Source organism: Flavobacterium arcticum, assembly GCF_003344925.1.
GTDB classification, from domain to species: Bacteria; Bacteroidota; Bacteroidia; order Flavobacteriales; family Flavobacteriaceae; genus Flavobacterium; species Flavobacterium arcticum.
In genome coordinates this window covers 1,925,024-1,940,863 of the sequence record NZ_CP031188.1, presented here as the reverse complement: position 1 = coordinate 1,940,863, position 15,840 = coordinate 1,925,024, and the positions used below count along the sequence as shown (strand labels likewise).

At 35.4% G+C, this 15,840-nt stretch carries 13 protein-coding genes; 9 read left to right on the top strand and 4 right to left on the bottom strand.

Features of this window, described 5'->3' with window-relative positions:
• Positions 1-18: 18 nt before the first annotated feature.
• The gene (gene folP, locus DVK85_RS08735) at positions 19-843 is read right to left on the bottom strand and encodes a dihydropteroate synthase (RefSeq protein WP_114678067.1); all 825 of its coding nucleotides are present in this window, start codon (positions 841-843) and stop codon (positions 19-21) included.
• Between the two features lie 80 nt (positions 844-923).
• Between folP and DVK85_RS08730 the strand changes: the two genes are divergently transcribed.
• From DVK85_RS08730 to DVK85_RS08700, 7 genes are all read left to right on the top strand, one after another.
• Positions 924-1,466: a DUF1599 domain-containing protein gene (locus tag DVK85_RS08730; RefSeq protein ID WP_114678066.1), complete on the top strand. Its 543-nt coding sequence runs from the start codon at positions 924-926 to the stop codon at positions 1,464-1,466.
• 69 nt (positions 1,467-1,535) lie between these two features.
• Entirely contained in the window at positions 1,536-2,531 is a 996-nt protein-coding gene (locus DVK85_RS08725; protein ID WP_114678065.1) for a MauE/DoxX family redox-associated membrane protein, read from the top strand.
• Between the two features lie 7 nt (positions 2,532-2,538).
• A complete protein-coding gene (locus DVK85_RS08720) occupies positions 2,539-3,615 on the top strand; it encodes an ABC transporter permease (protein ID WP_114678064.1) in 1,077 nt (358 codons plus the stop codon).
• A 202-nt stretch (positions 3,616-3,817) separates the two neighbouring features.
• A complete protein-coding gene (locus DVK85_RS08715; protein WP_114678063.1) occupies positions 3,818-4,327 on the top strand; it encodes a TlpA family protein disulfide reductase in 510 nt (169 codons plus the stop codon).
• Positions 4,327-5,079 carry a triose-phosphate isomerase gene (tpiA, locus tag DVK85_RS08710; RefSeq protein ID WP_114678062.1) on the top strand — a complete coding sequence of 251 codons (753 nt, stop codon included), beginning with the start codon at positions 4,327-4,329 and terminating at the stop codon, positions 5,077-5,079. Before DVK85_RS08715 ends, tpiA begins: the two co-directional genes overlap by 1 nt.
• A gap of 262 nt (positions 5,080-5,341) precedes the next feature.
• Positions 5,342-9,280 carry a choice-of-anchor I family protein gene (locus DVK85_RS08705; RefSeq protein ID WP_114678061.1) on the top strand — a complete coding sequence of 1,313 codons (3,939 nt, stop codon included), beginning with the start codon at positions 5,342-5,344 and terminating at the stop codon, positions 9,278-9,280.
• Between the two features lie 87 nt (positions 9,281-9,367).
• Positions 9,368-10,102, top strand: coding sequence for a YdcF family protein (locus tag DVK85_RS08700; protein WP_114678060.1), 735 nt, complete (start codon positions 9,368-9,370; stop codon positions 10,100-10,102).
• A gap of 57 nt (positions 10,103-10,159) precedes the next feature.
• Here DVK85_RS08700 and glmM read toward each other — a convergent pair whose 3' ends face one another.
• Positions 10,160-11,551 carry a phosphoglucosamine mutase gene (gene glmM, locus DVK85_RS08695; protein ID WP_114678059.1) on the bottom strand — a complete coding sequence of 464 codons (1,392 nt, stop codon included), beginning with the start codon at positions 11,549-11,551 and terminating at the stop codon, positions 10,160-10,162.
• Between the two features lie 141 nt (positions 11,552-11,692).
• Between glmM and DVK85_RS08690 the strand changes: the two genes are divergently transcribed.
• Entirely contained in the window at positions 11,693-12,277 is a 585-nt protein-coding gene (locus DVK85_RS08690) for an acyl carrier protein phosphodiesterase (RefSeq protein WP_114678058.1), read from the top strand.
• A 126-nt stretch (positions 12,278-12,403) separates the two neighbouring features.
• Positions 12,404-14,224, top strand: coding sequence for a chloride channel protein (locus tag DVK85_RS08685; protein ID WP_114678057.1), 1,821 nt, complete (start codon positions 12,404-12,406; stop codon positions 14,222-14,224).
• A gap of 49 nt (positions 14,225-14,273) precedes the next feature.
• On the opposite strand, the gene fsa is transcribed toward DVK85_RS08685, so the two are convergent.
• Both fsa and DVK85_RS08675 read right to left on the bottom strand, forming a co-directional pair.
• Complete coding sequence (gene fsa / locus DVK85_RS08680; RefSeq protein WP_114678056.1) at positions 14,274-14,930, bottom strand: fructose-6-phosphate aldolase; 657 nt, start codon at positions 14,928-14,930, stop codon at positions 14,274-14,276.
• Positions 14,931-14,973: 43 nt separating this feature from the next.
• Entirely contained in the window at positions 14,974-15,780 is an 807-nt protein-coding gene (locus DVK85_RS08675; protein WP_114678055.1) for an SDR family oxidoreductase, read from the bottom strand.
• Positions 15,781-15,840 lie beyond the last annotated feature (60 nt).

Genomic DNA, 15,840 nt, shown 5'->3' with positions numbered 1-15,840 from the left:
AAGATAATAGATTTACTTTTAAACATCCAGTTGTCTAAATATTTTAATCATCTCAACCGCTTCCTTTACATCGTGTACACGCAGTATAGTAGCACCTTTGGTTAATGCTACAGTATTTAGAACAGTAGTACCATTAAGGGCTTCTTGTGGTGTTATACCGAGTAATTTATATATCATCGATTTTCGTGATACGCCTGCTAATATGGGTAACTCTATCATTTTAAACAATTCCATTTTTTGCAGTACCTCATAGTTCTGTTCTAATGTTTTAGCAAAACCAAACCCAGGATCGATAATTATATCGTCAATACCGTAACTTCGTGCAGCTTCAATACGTTGCGAAAAATAAAACAACATTTCTTTTACAATATCATCATATTGCGTGAGCTTTGTCATGGTTTGCGGTGTACCACGCATATGCATCATTATGTAGGGTACTTTTAATTGCCCTACGATTTCGAGCATTTTATCATCAAGTAGTCCCGCCGAAATATCATTTATTATACTTGCTCCTACTTCTACACAAGCTTTTGCCACCTCAGCCCGAAAAGTATCTATAGAGATAAGTGTGTCAGGAAAATGTTTCAATAGTAATTCCACTACAGGTACTATACGCTGTAATTCTTCGGTAGTACTCACAAATTCAGCATTAGGCTTAGAGGAGTACGCACCAATATCTATAAAATCAGCTCCTTCGTTTAATAAACGCTCTGCCTGATGTAAAAATTCATTCTCATTTTTATACTTACCACCATCATAAAACGAATCGGGTGTACAGTTTAATATACCCATTATTTTGGGTTGAGAGAGGTCTATAAGTGTGCCTTTGCAATTGATGAGCATAACGTCTATTTTAGCATTGCCCCTTTGGGATTGGGGTGTTTTTTACTACATTTGAATTTTCATACAAAGATACTACTTAAATGAGTAATACATCAGCCGAATATGACAGTGTTATAGCCGTATGCAGGGAACTGTACACTAACAAAATGAAAGATTACGGAAGTGCATGGCGCATATTGCGACTGCCATCGCTTACCGACCAGATTTTTATAAAAGCACAACGCATTCGTAGCCTTCAGGAAAATGATATTCGTAAAGTGGATGAAGATGAAACAGGTGAGTTTATCGGCATTATTAACTACTCTATAATGGCACTTATCCAGTTGGATAAAGGTATTGCGGTTCAACCCGACCTTAATGCAGAGGAAGCTACAAAACTGTATGACGAAAAAATACAGCTTACCAAATCGTTAATGGAAGCTAAGAACCATGACTATGGCGAGGCATGGCGCGATATGAGAGTAAGCTCTTTAACTGACCTGATTCTTCAAAAAATACTCCGTGTAAAACAAATAGAAGATAATAAGGGTAAAACTTTAGTATCTGAGGGAATAGACGCGAACTATCAGGATATGATTAACTATGCTGTATTCGCATTAATCCACATGGGGTTTGCGCAATAACAGTTCATTAACAAATTGAAACTACCATAAGTTTTATATTTGATAAAATTTTAGATTAAAACAAAAGTCATGAAGAAATATCTACTTGTAATACTAAGAATCGTTATAGCCTTTTTGTTTATCATTTCGGCAGTAGCCAAAATGTATCCATCACCTTACTTTGCTATTACCACATTTGAGGTTAAGCAACTGTATGTACTAGGCTTTTCTGAAAGTTTTGCCCCATATTTCTCAAGAACTTTAATAGGACTAGAACTAGCATTAGGGTTATTGATACTACAACCGCACTTTTTAAAACGTATCGTTATTCCTGCAACAATACTAATGCTTTTAGTATTTACTATACACCTTACTATAGATACTATTCAAAATGGCGGTACAAGTGGTAACTGTGGTTGTTTTGGCAGCCTCCTACCTATGACACCTATAGAGGCTATTATAAAAAATGTAGTAGCTGTACTACTATTAGTATATCTATCTCGATTATTAAAACACAGTCGTGACAGAAAAAATTTCTGGATACTTACTACAGTAACTTTTGCAGCTATACTAAGCGTGTTTATGTTAGCGCCTATACGTCCGCAAAGTGCAGCTACGAGTACTATAACTCAAGAAACATTAGAAGCAGAAGTTGCTGTTTCCACAGGCGATGCTCCTGCCCCAATACAATCGGCTTACGCGCAATATTTCCCTAATATTGATAAAGGTAAAAAAATTGTTGCTCTTTTTGCCCCAGGATGTGAGCATTGTAGAGATACTGCTAAAGAGCTGACTGAACTAAAAAGTAAAGACCCAAACTTTCCTGAAATCCGTATTATTTTTATGGATGAAGAAGCCGACCTTATTCCTGAGTTTTTTGAATTTGCAGGCGCCGAATACCCATATCAGATAGTTGATATACTTGGTTTTTGGAAAATATTAGATGATACTAAAGATACTCCAGGGGTAGTTTACCTATGGAATGGTAACATTATTAAAGACTGGGATGGTATTAATGAAAGACACTTTGTTGCCGAAGAGTTAATTGAACTTTTAGATAAGCCTTACTCTGAAATAAGTAAATAAAACCCATTTGCTAAAGTACTTATTATACAAAACAGGATATGCACTACTTACACTCTTTGGGGTAGTAACGGTCATATTCTTTTTGTTTACAGTACTACCTGGCGACCCAGCACGAATGATGCTCGATCAAAATGAGAACAGCGAACAGCTTGCTATCATTAAGAAAAAATATGGCTTTGATAAGCCAGTAACTACACAGTACCTGTACTACTTAAACGACTTATCGCCTATCTCTTTTCATAGTACTGACCAAGATGATTATACTTACTTATCGGAAGGGAAATATAATGCTGTAAAACTGTTTACAACTGGCGGTACAACTACTGTACTTAAAACACCTTACCTGCGTGAGAGTTTCCAGAAAAGTGGTAAAGCGGTAACACAGGTAATTGGCGATACATTACCCAACACTATAGTGCTAGCATTTAGTGCCATTATAATTGCTATTATCATCGGGATATTTTTAGGTATTGTATCGGCACTTAATAAAGATACTTGGCTTGACAGAATGATTGCCCTCGTGAGTACATTAGGCATGAGCCTTCCCTCCTTTTTTGCAGCTATACTATTTGCATGGGTATTTGGTTTTTTACTACACAAGTACACCCATTTAAACATGACAGGTAGCCTGTATGAAGTTGATGATTTTGGCGAGGGAACATACATACAATGGAAAAACCTTATACTACCCGCTATAGTATTGGGCATACGCCCGCTAGGGGTTGTTATACAACTTATGCGAAACTCATTGCTAGAAGTTATGGGGCAAGACTACATCCGTACCGCAAGAGCTAAAGGACTTAGTGAAATCCGCATTATAAGAAAACACGCGCTTAAAAATGCACTTAACCCTGTAGTTACAGCTATATCAGGTTGGTTTGCCTCTATGCTTGCAGGAGCTGTTTTTGTAGAGTATATCTTCGGGTGGAATGGCTTAGGCAAAGAGGTTGTCGAAGCACTTAACACACTCGACTTACCTGTAATAATGGGAGCAGTTCTAGTAATTGCTACCACATTTGTAATTATTAATATTCTAGTAGATATTATATATGCTTGGCTCGATCCGAAAATACGACTAGAATAATATTTTTTATAATACTTATTTAGTTTTATTACCTCTACGCTTCACCTCAGAATATATACAAAATAAAAAAACTCAACCTAAAACATAATTACGAAAACGTGTGAGTGAAAAATATCATCATTTTAACCTCTCATTATAGAGCATGTATATTAGTTTATTAGTTGAGTTATTGTAAATTTGTTTTACAACAATTAAATAAAATATGAAAAAGATACTTTTATTACCCTTAATTCTATTAGCTTTTACAGCTTGTAAGGAAGAGAAAAAAGAAACCCCTACTACTTTTACCGAAGCAGCTCTTAATGATACAATGACAGCCTTAGATGGTACTGAAATGCAGTTTAAAGAAATACTTGAGAAGTATAAAGGAAACCCAATCGTTATAGATGTATGGGCATCATGGTGTCCTGACTGCGTTAAGGGTATGCCAAAAGTGCATGAGCTGCAAGGGAAATTTCCTAATGCCGTTTACTTATTTTTATCGTATGATAAAACACCTGAGTCTTGGAAAAAAGGAATTGAAAAATATGAAGCTAAAGGCGAACATTACCTTATAGGTTCTGCATGGAAAGGCGGAACGTTTAGTGAATCTATTGAACTAGATTGGATACCGCGATACATGCTTGTAGATAAAGAAAGTAATATTGCTTTTTACTATGCTAAAAATGCTGATAACGAAGAACTAATTGCCACATTAAAAACGATACAATAATGAGAAAAAAAATTGTTGCCGGAAACTGGAAAATGAATAATGACAGTAAACAAACTTCGGCATTACTAGAAGAGTTATTAGCTAAAAGACCTGAAAAAACTGAAACAAAAATTGTTGTAGCACCTACGTTTATAAACTTACAAGCTGCTGTAAAGCAGGTTGCAGGAAGTAACATTATTGTTGCAGCACAAAATATGCATCAAGCCGAAAGCGGTGCTTATACAGGAGAGATATCTGTAGACATGCTTAAAGGTATTAATGTAAATACTGTAATTTTAGGACACTCGGAAAGAAGAGCCTACTTTGGTGAAACAAACAGCCTACTTGCCGAAAAAGTAAATACTGCCCTAAAACATAATGTTACTATTATATTTTGTTTTGGTGAAGAGCTTGCCGACAGACAATCGGGTAATCATTTTAATGTAGTAGAGTCACAGTTAAAAGAAGGGCTATTTCACATTGATGAAAACCAATGGGCTAATATAGTACTTGCTTATGAACCAGTTTGGGCAATAGGTACAGGCGAAACGGCATCGCCAGAACAAGCACAAGAAATGCATGCTTTTATACGTACACTTATAAAAGACACTATTAGCGAAAAAGTAGCCGAAGAAACATCTATATTATATGGTGGTAGTGTAAAACCTAATAATGCTAACGAAATATTCTCTAAACCAGATGTTGACGGTGGACTTATAGGCGGAGCTGCTCTAAAAGCAGATGATTTTCTTGCTATAGTAAATGCCATATAAATAATTATATTATCATATCTTAAAAAGAAGAAGCGGCTATTAGTCGCTTCTTCTTTTTTAACCCACCCTTAATAGCAGCTAACTATTACTATACTGTATAAAAACACACTATTGAGGTTACATAATTGTAAAACATTAATTGCTAAATTTACATTTAACCAACACAATACAAAGAGATAGTAATATAGTCGTTATTTTTAAGTCACAATTAATTAACTTGAGAGATAGAGATTTGTAGCTATTATAAATAAACTACATAATCATGTTAAACAACTACACTAAAAAAACACTAATGTTACTCGCTTTATGCATGGTAACATTTGTTTCGAGTGCGCAAGACCTTATGCACTATTGGAATTTTAATGCCGTAGATGGCACGGTTGAAATGGTTGCTGCTGACTACTCTATAGTAGCAGGAACTCCACAAATAACATATCCTGGAACAGGAGATGGTTATATGGATGATGTATCAGGAGATATCCTTAACGCTCAAAATGGTGATCCTGCAGGAAACGGGCTTCGCCCAAGAAACCCAAGTAATACTCGTTCGCTTGTTATTGCTTTCCCTACTACAAGTTATGAAAATGTAGAAGTATCATTTGCAGTAAAAAGAACAGGATCTGGCGCTACAGAACAGTACTATAGCTATAGCGTTGATGGTGGTATTAACTACACTAATGCAGGACTTGCAACAACTACTTTTTTCCCTACTGAAGATTACAGTCTTGTAACGGTTGATTTTTCGGCCATTGAAGACGTAGAAAACAATGCCGATTTTATTTTCAAAATAGACTTTGGCGGTGACAATGCAGCAGGAGATAGTGGTAATAACAGATTTGACAATCTTACTGTAATGGGTACCCTTATAGATGGTGTAGAAGATGTTACTGCACCTCTTGCAGTATTTACTCCTGCTAATGAGAGTAATTTTTTAGCAATTACTACAACTCCTCAAATTGTTTTTAACGAAGATGTACGTCTTATAGACGATTCAGTTATAACAGATGCTAATGCAGCATCGCTTGTAGAGCTACGTTTAAATGATGCTGATGGTGCAACTGTACCGTTTACAACAACATTTGCTGACAATACAATTACTATTATACCAAGTAGTGACTTAATAAATAATCAACAATACTATGTTGCACTTTTAGGTAATATGGTTGAAGATATGAGTAATAATGTTGTTATAGATACAGAGGGTATAATTTTCACTACAATAGCCGAACAAACAGAATTCTCTACAGGAGATATGGCTTTTGTAGGTTATAGAATGAATGCTTCTGATGCCGAAGACGAAATTGCTCTTGTTACTTCTGTTGATATTTCCGAGGGTACTTTTATATACCTTACAGATTCTAAATACACAAGTAATACACAACCACAGTGTGAAGAAGCTATTATGTGGACTGCTACACAATGTGTACCAGCAGGTTCAGTAATTACTATACAAACTTCAGAAATGGTTTCTAATCTTGGTTCAGTAACAGGTAATAGTTTTGGTCTTAGTTCTGGTGGCGATCAAGTAATTGTTTACACTGGTAGTGCTGCAACACCAAATTATATTACAGCAATGTCTTCTAATGCTTGGTTAGCAGATAATACTAGCTGTAGCGGAAGTGAATCTATGATACCTGCTGGTCTTGTTGATGGGGTTAGTTCAGTAAACCTTTCTACTGCTCCAGACAATGTTGAGGGTAACACAGTAAACGCATACTATAACGGAATACAGGAGGGTACTATTACTGAATTAAGAGCAGCTATACTTAACCCTGCTAACTGGGTAGGTACTGATGCTGGAACACCTTCGCAAACATGGCCAACATGGGCTTTTCCTAGCGCTCCAACAGTACAAAACATAACTGTAGTTAACAGTACTACTATAGTAATTACTTTTAATAACTTACTTAACGCTACATCTGCTACTACAGTAACCAACTATACAGGTATAGACGGTTTAGATACTGCTGTTTTAGATGGCAACACAGTAACACTTAATTATACAACAGCTTTTGATAGTAACATTGAATATGAACTTACTATAAACAATGTTGAAGATAATGTAGGAATAGCAATGGCATGTGCATATACTTATGACTTTGCTTATACTACTGAACTATCTTTTGAATCTGATTTTATCGTTGTAAATGAAGATGCAGGTACTGTAAATGTAACACTTAACCTTACAAACCCTAGTACAGCTTCGGTTGATCTTGTTGTAAAAACTGCACCTTTTAGTACTGCTGATACTAACGACTTTACTTATACAACTACTACGCTTAACTTTACAGGTACAAGTACCTTAACACAAACTATAACAATACCTGTTATAGATGATACTGAAGAAGAGCAACATGCAGAATATTTTGTACTAAGTCTTGAAAATGCTACTGGTGTAACACTTACTGGAGAAACATTTGCTACCATATACATTAAGGATAACGACCGTATGGCACCACAACCAAACCAAAGTATAGAACTACAATATGTAGGCAGCTTCGATCCATCGGGTGCAGGTACAAGTACTTGCGAAATAGTAGTATATGATGCTGATAGCCAAAGATTGTTTACAACTAGTGCTGCTGCTGGTTTCCTTGACATTATAGATTTCTCTAACCCTGAGTCACCATCTGTAGTAAGTTCAATAGACATGAACACTTACGGGGGTATAACTTGTGTTGCTGTTAAAAATGGTGTTATTGCTGTAGCATCTCCAAATGCAGACGAACAACTTAACGGATCTGTAGTATTCTTTGATACTGATGGTACTTTTATCAGCCAGGTAACTGTTGGTTCACTTCCTGATAATATTACTTTTACTCCTGACGGAACTAAAGTAATTACTGCTGATGAAGGACAACCAAGTTCTGACTACACAACAAACGATCCAGAGGGTTCTGTAAGTATTATAGATATAACAGGCGGTGCCGCTACATTAACGAATGCTAATGTTACCACATTAGATTTTACATCATTTAATGCAAACGAAGCTACTCTAATAGCCGCAGGTGTAAGAAAAGTAATTCCTACAAGTACATTATCTCAGGATATGGAGCCAGAATATGTTGCTGTAAGCGCCGATTCTCAAAAAGCATGGATAGCACTACAAGAAAGTAATGCCATTGCAGAGGTAAACCTAACAAACAATACTGTTACAGATATATGGGCTTTAGGAACTAAAGACATGAGTGCTGTGGGTAATGGTTTTGATATATCAGATGAGAATGGCGAGATACTTATTGCTAACTGGCCTATACAAGCTTACTATACTCCTGATGCTATAGCGACCTATAGTGTAGACGGAGTTAACTATATCATTACAGCTAACGAAGGAGATGAAAAAGAATATGGTGACTTTGAAGAAAGAACTACTATAGGTAGTGATGATTATATGTTAGATGCTACTGCATACCCGCAATCTGCTATGCTTAAAAATAGTTTTAATGCAGGAAGAATGCGTGTAACTAACGTTAACGGTAATACAGATGATGATACTGACTTTGACCAAATGTATTGTTTAGGTTCACGCTCATTCTCTATATTTAATGCAGATACTAAAGAAATAGTATTTGATAGTGGTGACGATTTTGAAATGTATATTGCTAACGATCCTAACTTTAGTGCAATATTTAATGCAGATAACGAAGATAATGAGCTTAAAGGAAGAAGCCGTGCTAAAGGACCAGAACCAGAAGGTGTTACTATCGCAACTATCGGAGATCATACTTTTGCATTCATCGGTCTTGAAAGAGTAGGTGGTGTAATGGTTTATGATGTTACAGACCCTACCGCTCCTATATTTGTAGATTATAAAAATAACAGAAGTACATCAGCTTTCGAAGGCGATCATGCACCAGAAGGTATTACTTTCATAAGCAGCGAAGACAGTCCTAACGATAAGAATTATGTTGTTGTTGCTAATGAAATAAGTGGAACACTTACTATATTTGAAGTAGATACTACTAACCTTAGTGCTACAGAGTTTGTAAATGCACCTAAAACATTTGCAATATTCCCTAACCCTGCTACTGATGGTCTAGTTTACTTTAACCGTGTTGCCGATATTGACGTATATGACCTTAATGGTAAACTGATACATTCAGAAAAACAAGCATTAACTATAAACACTACTAAAATGGCTTCTGGTATGTACATTATTAAGACATCCGAAGGCATCGTTAAAAAGTTAATCGTTAAATAGTATTTTGTGATTTTAGTTTTAATTTTAATCCTGCCTTAACCGGCAGGATTTTTTTTTACTTTTACACTACCCTAACAAAAAACAATAATGGATAGACTTCTAAGTCCTATAACCCTATTCTGGATAGCAATAGTAGTTGCATTCTTATTATATAAGCTAAAACGTAAAAAAGCAACACGAGTATTTTTAATACTCGCTTTTTTAGATATGTTTTTGTTTAGTGTATCACCACTTCCTATTTATTTAATGAAGAGTTTAGAGCAACAGCATACCTCAATTAAAATTGATAAAAAGTTACCTGTAATGATATTAGGTGGTGGTAATACTAACGATGATAATTTACCAGACATAAACAAACTGTCTGATGTAGGCCTAAATAGACTTGCAGAAGGTGTACGTCTTTATACAAAAATGGGGAATACTACAATAATAGTATCTGGCTACTCAAGTAAAAAGAATAAACCGTCGCAGGCAGAGGTAATGGCAAAAGCAGCATTATCACTTGGCGTGCAAGCAAAAGATACTATTATGCTTACTAAGCCTGTTACCACATGGAATGAAGCTATTGAGTTTAAAAAAAGGTTTGGTACTAAAAAAAAATTCATACTGGTTACTAGCGCATCGCATATGCCACGTGCTATGGAAACCTTTAAAAAACAAGGGTTACACCCCATAGCAGCACCTACCGATTTCCAAATAAAAAAAGGCCCAGACACTGTTTTATACAATTGGTGGCCTTCAACATCAAAAATAAGATATACTGAGAAAGCACTACATGAATATATAGGTATGTGGTATTACAGATGGTTTAAAGAAAAATAAAAAATGCCAAAGTGTAATTACTTCGGCATTTTTTATTTTTATAGTATAGCGTAGCGCTTATATTCCTGCTACTTCTTTTATTTCTTTAATAATACGCTCGGCAAGCGCATCTGCTTTTTGTTGCGTTTGTGCTTCGGTATAAATACGAATTATAGGCTCTGTATTCGATTTTCTTAAATGTACCCACTCCTCAGCAAAATCAATCTTAACACCATCTACAGTAGATACCTCTTCATTAGCATACTTAGCCTCCATACCTTTTAATATTGCATCAACATCTATCTGTGGTGTTAACTCAATTTTGTTCTTGCTCATATAATACTGTGGGTAAGAAGCTCGCAATGCCGCTACCGATTTAATATTATTTTCAGCAAGATACGTTAAGAATAAAGCTACACCCACTAGTGAATCACGACCATAGTGTAACTCAGGGTATATAATACCACCATTACCTTCTCCGCCTATTATAGCATTATTCTGCTTCATAAGTGTAACCACATTTACTTCGCCTACAGCACTTGCTTCGTAGCTCCCATTATGCTTTTCGGTAATATCACGCAATGCTCTTGATGATGACATATTAGACACTGTATTACCAGGAGTTTTACTCAACACATAATCAGCGCAAGCTACAAGAGTATATTCTTCGCCAAACATCTCACCATCTTCTGATATAAATGCCAAACGATCTACATCAGGGTCAACTACAATACCAAAATCAGCTTTTTCTTTTACTACAAGTTCACATATATCTGTAAGATGTTCTTTTAGCGGTTCAGGATTATGAGGAAAATGTCCGTTTGGCTCACAGTATAACTCTACTACCTCTACTCCCATTTGCTCCAACAATCTTGGTATAATAATACCTCCCGATGAGTTAACTCCATCTACTACTACTTTAAAGCCTGCTTTTTTAACCGCTTCGGCATCTACTAATGGTAGGTTAAGTACCTCATCAATATGAATATCCATATAGGCATCATTCACAGTAACCTCTCCCAAGTTATCTACATCCGAAAAATCAAAAGCTTCTGCCTCTGCAATTTCAAGAATTTTTGCACCATCTGCACCGCTTAAAAACTCTCCTTTTTCATTAAGTAGTTTTAGTGCATTCCATTGTTTTGGGTTGTGGCTTGCTGTTAATATAATACCTCCATCTGCTTTTTCAAGCGGTACTGCAACCTCTACAGTTGGTGTAGTAGAAAGACCTAGGTCTATAATATTAATACCTAGTCCTACTAAGGTATTTTGTACAAGGTTGTGAATCATTGGTCCTGATATACGAGCATCGCGACCTATAACTACAGTTAATTTTTCTTTACCAGAATGTTGTTTTAACCAAGTACCGTAAGCAGAAGCAAATTTAACAGCATCTACAGGTGTAAGATTATCTCCTGTTTTTCCGCCTATTGTACCTCTGATACCTGATATCGATTTGATTAACGTCATAATTTAAATGGTTTTTGGTTACAGCAAAGATAAGGTTTACATAAGTTTTTGTTTTAACTAAATATTACTTTTTTGTAGGAAAAAGTAATACGCCTATAAGTTTGTACTTTGTTGCTACAAAACAAATCACTACATTGTGATATGAATTTTTTAGCACATATATACCTTTCAGGAGATAATGACCTGCTCAAAATTGGGAACTTTATGGCAGATGGAATACATGGCAAAGCACCTAAGTCATTTCCTGAAGATGTACAAAAAGGTATTATTTTACATCGTTTTATAGATACCTATACCGATGCACACCCTGTTTTTAGACAAAGTACTAAACGTCTACACCCGTTTTATCATCATTATTCAGGAGTAATTATAGATATTTTTTACGATCATTTTTTAGCCAAGAATTGGAGCAATTATCATAACGAACATTTATACAATTATACTCAGCAATTCTATAAACTATTAGAAGATAACTATACCATTCTTACCGAAAGAACAAAGGGTATGATGCCCTATATGATAAAGCAAGACTGGCTAGGGAGCTATGCCACAACTGAAGGAATTGCCGAAATACTAAAACAAATGGACAGACGCACAAAAAACAAATCAGGAATGACAAATGCTGTAAATGAGTTATTGGAGTTCTACGATGATTTTGAAAAAGAGTTCACCCTGTTTTTTAAAGATTTACAGACATTTGTTAAAGAAAAAACACCTACACTATAACAAATAGCATTCACAAAAGTCTTATAGGGTAGTAATGACATAAAAAAAGTATAAACGGACTATAATTTTTTATAAATAAAGTAACTTTGCACTTTATACAAAATATTAAATTTCCCTACTTACACAATGCTTAATCGTAAAGTTTCAAAAGTCCAGTTATTTTTCAGGAATAACTTTCGTCGTCTTGAAACACTATTTTTTATTATTAAAAGCCTATTATCTGAAAGACATTTTATATATCTTTCGGCAGTATTGGTTGCTGTGTCTACAGCATTTGCGGTTATTATACTTAAAAGTTTCGCGCACAATGTTTTGCGTTTTGCCAATTATATAGACAGTTACCTTAAACTACCCTATGTAAATAGTATATTTCCTATTGTAGGTATCTTGCTTACTATTTTTATTGTTAGAAAAATACTTAATGGTAAAATAGAAAAAGGAAGTTCGCGCATATTATATGCTGTAGCCAAAAAGGGCGGTATTATACCCCGAAAGCAAATGTATGCTCAAATTATAACCAGCTCTCTTACAGTTGGTCTTGGAGGTTCAGCAGGACTAGAGTCGCCTATTACCATAACGGGGGCAGCCTTTGGTTCTAACTTTGCCCAGAAATACAAACTTTCTAAAAAAGACAGAATACTATTACTTGCTTGTGGTGTGGCTGCGGGTATTGCAGCAGCGTTTAACGCGCCTATTGCCGGAGTACTTTTTGCCATAGAAGTAGTACTTACCGATGTTTCTATAACAGCGTTTATACCAATTATGATATCGGCTGCTACGGGAGCTATTGTGTCTACCATAGTACTTAATGAAGAAGTATTACTATCTTTCAAACAGCAGCATGATTTCGATTATCATAATATTCCTTATTATATTTTACTAGGTATACTCGGTGGTTTTATATCAGTATATCATGCCCGAAAATTTCAAAAAGTAGAAGGCTATTTTGCACGCCTCAAAAAAGGTGATTATCAAAAAGGACTTTATGGTGCACTACCATTGGCTGCTCTTATATTTTTGTCGCCTACCCTATTTGGTGAAGGGTATGAAAGTATCAAGGTATTAGCAAACTCACACCCCGAAGATTTATTAAACAACACCTTGCTAGAAGGTTTTAAAGATAATGCGTGGATATTGCTCGCTTTTGCTGGCGCTACTATGTTATTAAAGGTTTTTGCAGCAGGACTAACGCTTTCTAGCGGCGGTAATGGTGGTAACTTTGCTCCATCGCTTTTTGTAGGGTCTTATCTAGGCTTTTTTGTAGCAAAATTATTGCATATGGTAGGACTTGCTAAAGATTTACCTGTAAGTAGTTTTACTATAGTAGGTATGGCAGGACTACTAAGCGGATTGTTTCATGCTCCGCTTACTGCTATATTCCTTATTGGTGAAATAACGGGTGGTTATAACCTTATGGTGCCGCTTATGATTGTTTCATCTATAAGTTTTGCTGTATCAAAACAGTTTGAAATTCACTCTATGGATGTAAAACATCTTGCCGATAAAGGTCAGGTTTTTACAGGGGATAAAGATAAAAATATACTATCGAGTATCGACTTGCTTGCTATGATAGATACTGATGGCAAAACAATACCAACTACTCACAAGCCAGATGATGTTATCAATTTACTATCAACTACTAAGCAAAGTATTTTTGCGGTAGTTGACGAAAAAAACAGACTGATTGGTATTATCGATTTTAATATTATACGTCATATTGCTTTTAGTCCCTTTAAAATAAAGTATAGTAAACTAGAAGAACTCATGAAGCCTAATGTAGAAACAGTATCTATTGAAGATTCGGTAGAAATGATTATGGATAAGTTTGAGACTTCAGAAACTAACTATTTACCAATACTTAAAGATAACAGGTATTATGGTATTATCTTTAAAGCTACAATACTGGAAAACTACAGGCGAAGACTTCAAGAAATGGTTATTGAATAAAAAAAGCTACCGAAATGGTAGCCTTTTTAGTTATATAACGAGCTTGTTATTATTGATTTCCTTTTTGGTAATCAGCAATAAATTGTGCAAGTCCAGAATCGGTAAGTGGATGCTTTAAAAGCCCTGTAATAGCCGAAAGTGGTCCTGTCATAACATCGGCACCAATTTTAGCACAGTTTACAATATGCATAGTGTGACGCACAGACGCTGCAAGAATTTCAGTTTCGAAAGCATAATTATCATATATCTGACGTATTTCATCAATAAGACTTAAACCATCTGTAGAAATATCATCTAAACGCCCAATAAAAGGAGAAACATAAGTAGCTCCCGCTTTAGCAGCTAGTAATGCTTGCCCTGCCGAGAATACTAATGTTACATTTGTTCTAATATCTCTATCTGTAAAATATTTACAGGCTTTAATACCATCTTTGGTCATTGGTATTTTTACTACTATCTGTTCATGTAGTTCAGCAAGCTCCTCTCCTTCTTTTATCATACCTTCATAATCGGTAGCATTAACCTCAGCACTCACATCGCCATCTACAATATTGCAAATATCAACATAATGCTTTAGTATATTATTTCTTCCTGTAATACCTTCTTTCGCCATTAGCGATGGGTTAGTCGTTACACCATCAAGTACTCCAAGTTCTTGTGCTTCCTTTATTTGATCAAGGTTAGCTGTATCAATAAAAAATTTCATGTTGTTGTATTTAATTTCGTTGTGTTATAAAATCACTGCAAAACTACAATTTATAATGATTCATTAGTAATTTTTCGTACACCTTATCGGGTAAAATCCTTTTCAGTACAATAGAAAACTTTTGCATAAAAGCCCCTACTTTATAATGTACTTTAGGGTTAGGGTTTTTCATTATAGCATATATAGCCTCTGCCATTTCATTAGGGTTGCTACCACTATCTACATGCTCATCCATCATTGCTAGCGTATTTCCGTAAGATGTCTCATAAGGTGACCCTTTAACTAAAGGAGCATGATAACGTCCACTAGCTATATTAGTTGCAAAATCACCTGGTGCTATATTACTAATAGTAACGCCAAAAGACTTTACTTCCATACGAAGTGCTTCAGTAATAAGTTCTAATGCACCTTTTGAAGCCGAATACACACTCCTGTAAGGTAATCCCATATAACCTGCTATAGAAGTTACATTTATAATTAACCCGAACTTACGAGTACGCATATAAGGCAGTACGGCTTTCATTACCGCTATAGGACCAAATAGGTTAGTTTCAAAGTTATTCTTAATCTCATCGGCAGGTATTTCTTCAAGAGGTCCTGTAATACCCACTCCTGCATTATTAATAAGTACATCTATATGCCCAGAACGTTTTATAACCTCTGTTACAGCAGTAGTAATACTTTCGGCATTGCGCACATCTAAAGTTACTAATGGAAAAACAGAATCTTTAACACGGTCAGGGTTTCGGCTGGTGCCATAAACAGTATATCCTTTTTCATGTAAAAAGTTGCCTACCGATTTACCAATACCTGATGAGCCACCTGTAATTAAAACTACTTTTTTTTCCATTTTATCTGTTTTCGTAATGCCCAAAAATAAAAAAATCTCCGCTAGGGAGACTATAATAAT

Excerpts from the sequence above, each read along its gene's own strand:
- DVK85_RS08690 (WP_114678058.1), top strand. The coding sequence starts at position 11,693 with ATGAATTTTTTAGCACATATATACCTTTCAGGAGATAATGACCTGCTC.
- DVK85_RS08715 (WP_114678063.1), top strand. The coding sequence starts at position 3,818 with ATGAAAAAGATACTTTTATTACCCTTAATTCTATTAGCTTTTACAGCT.
- fsa (WP_114678056.1), bottom strand. The coding sequence starts at position 14,930 with ATGAAATTTTTTATTGATACAGCTAACCTTGATCAAATAAAGGAAGCA.
- tpiA (WP_114678062.1), top strand. The coding sequence starts at position 4,327 with ATGAGAAAAAAAATTGTTGCCGGAAACTGGAAAATGAATAATGACAGT.
- DVK85_RS08685 (WP_114678057.1), top strand. The coding sequence starts at position 12,404 with ATGCTTAATCGTAAAGTTTCAAAAGTCCAGTTATTTTTCAGGAATAAC.
- glmM (WP_114678059.1), bottom strand. The coding sequence starts at position 11,551 with ATGACGTTAATCAAATCGATATCAGGTATCAGAGGTACAATAGGCGGA.
- DVK85_RS08700 (WP_114678060.1), top strand. The coding sequence starts at position 9,368 with ATGGATAGACTTCTAAGTCCTATAACCCTATTCTGGATAGCAATAGTA.
- DVK85_RS08725 (WP_114678065.1), top strand. The coding sequence starts at position 1,536 with ATGAAGAAATATCTACTTGTAATACTAAGAATCGTTATAGCCTTTTTG.
- folP (WP_114678067.1), bottom strand. The coding sequence starts at position 843 with ATGCTCATCAATTGCAAAGGCACACTTATAGACCTCTCTCAACCCAAA.
- DVK85_RS08705 (WP_114678061.1), top strand. The coding sequence starts at position 5,342 with ATGTTAAACAACTACACTAAAAAAACACTAATGTTACTCGCTTTATGC.
- DVK85_RS08675 (WP_114678055.1), bottom strand. The coding sequence starts at position 15,780 with ATGGAAAAAAAAGTAGTTTTAATTACAGGTGGCTCATCAGGTATTGGT.
- DVK85_RS08730 (WP_114678066.1), top strand. The coding sequence starts at position 924 with ATGAGTAATACATCAGCCGAATATGACAGTGTTATAGCCGTATGCAGG.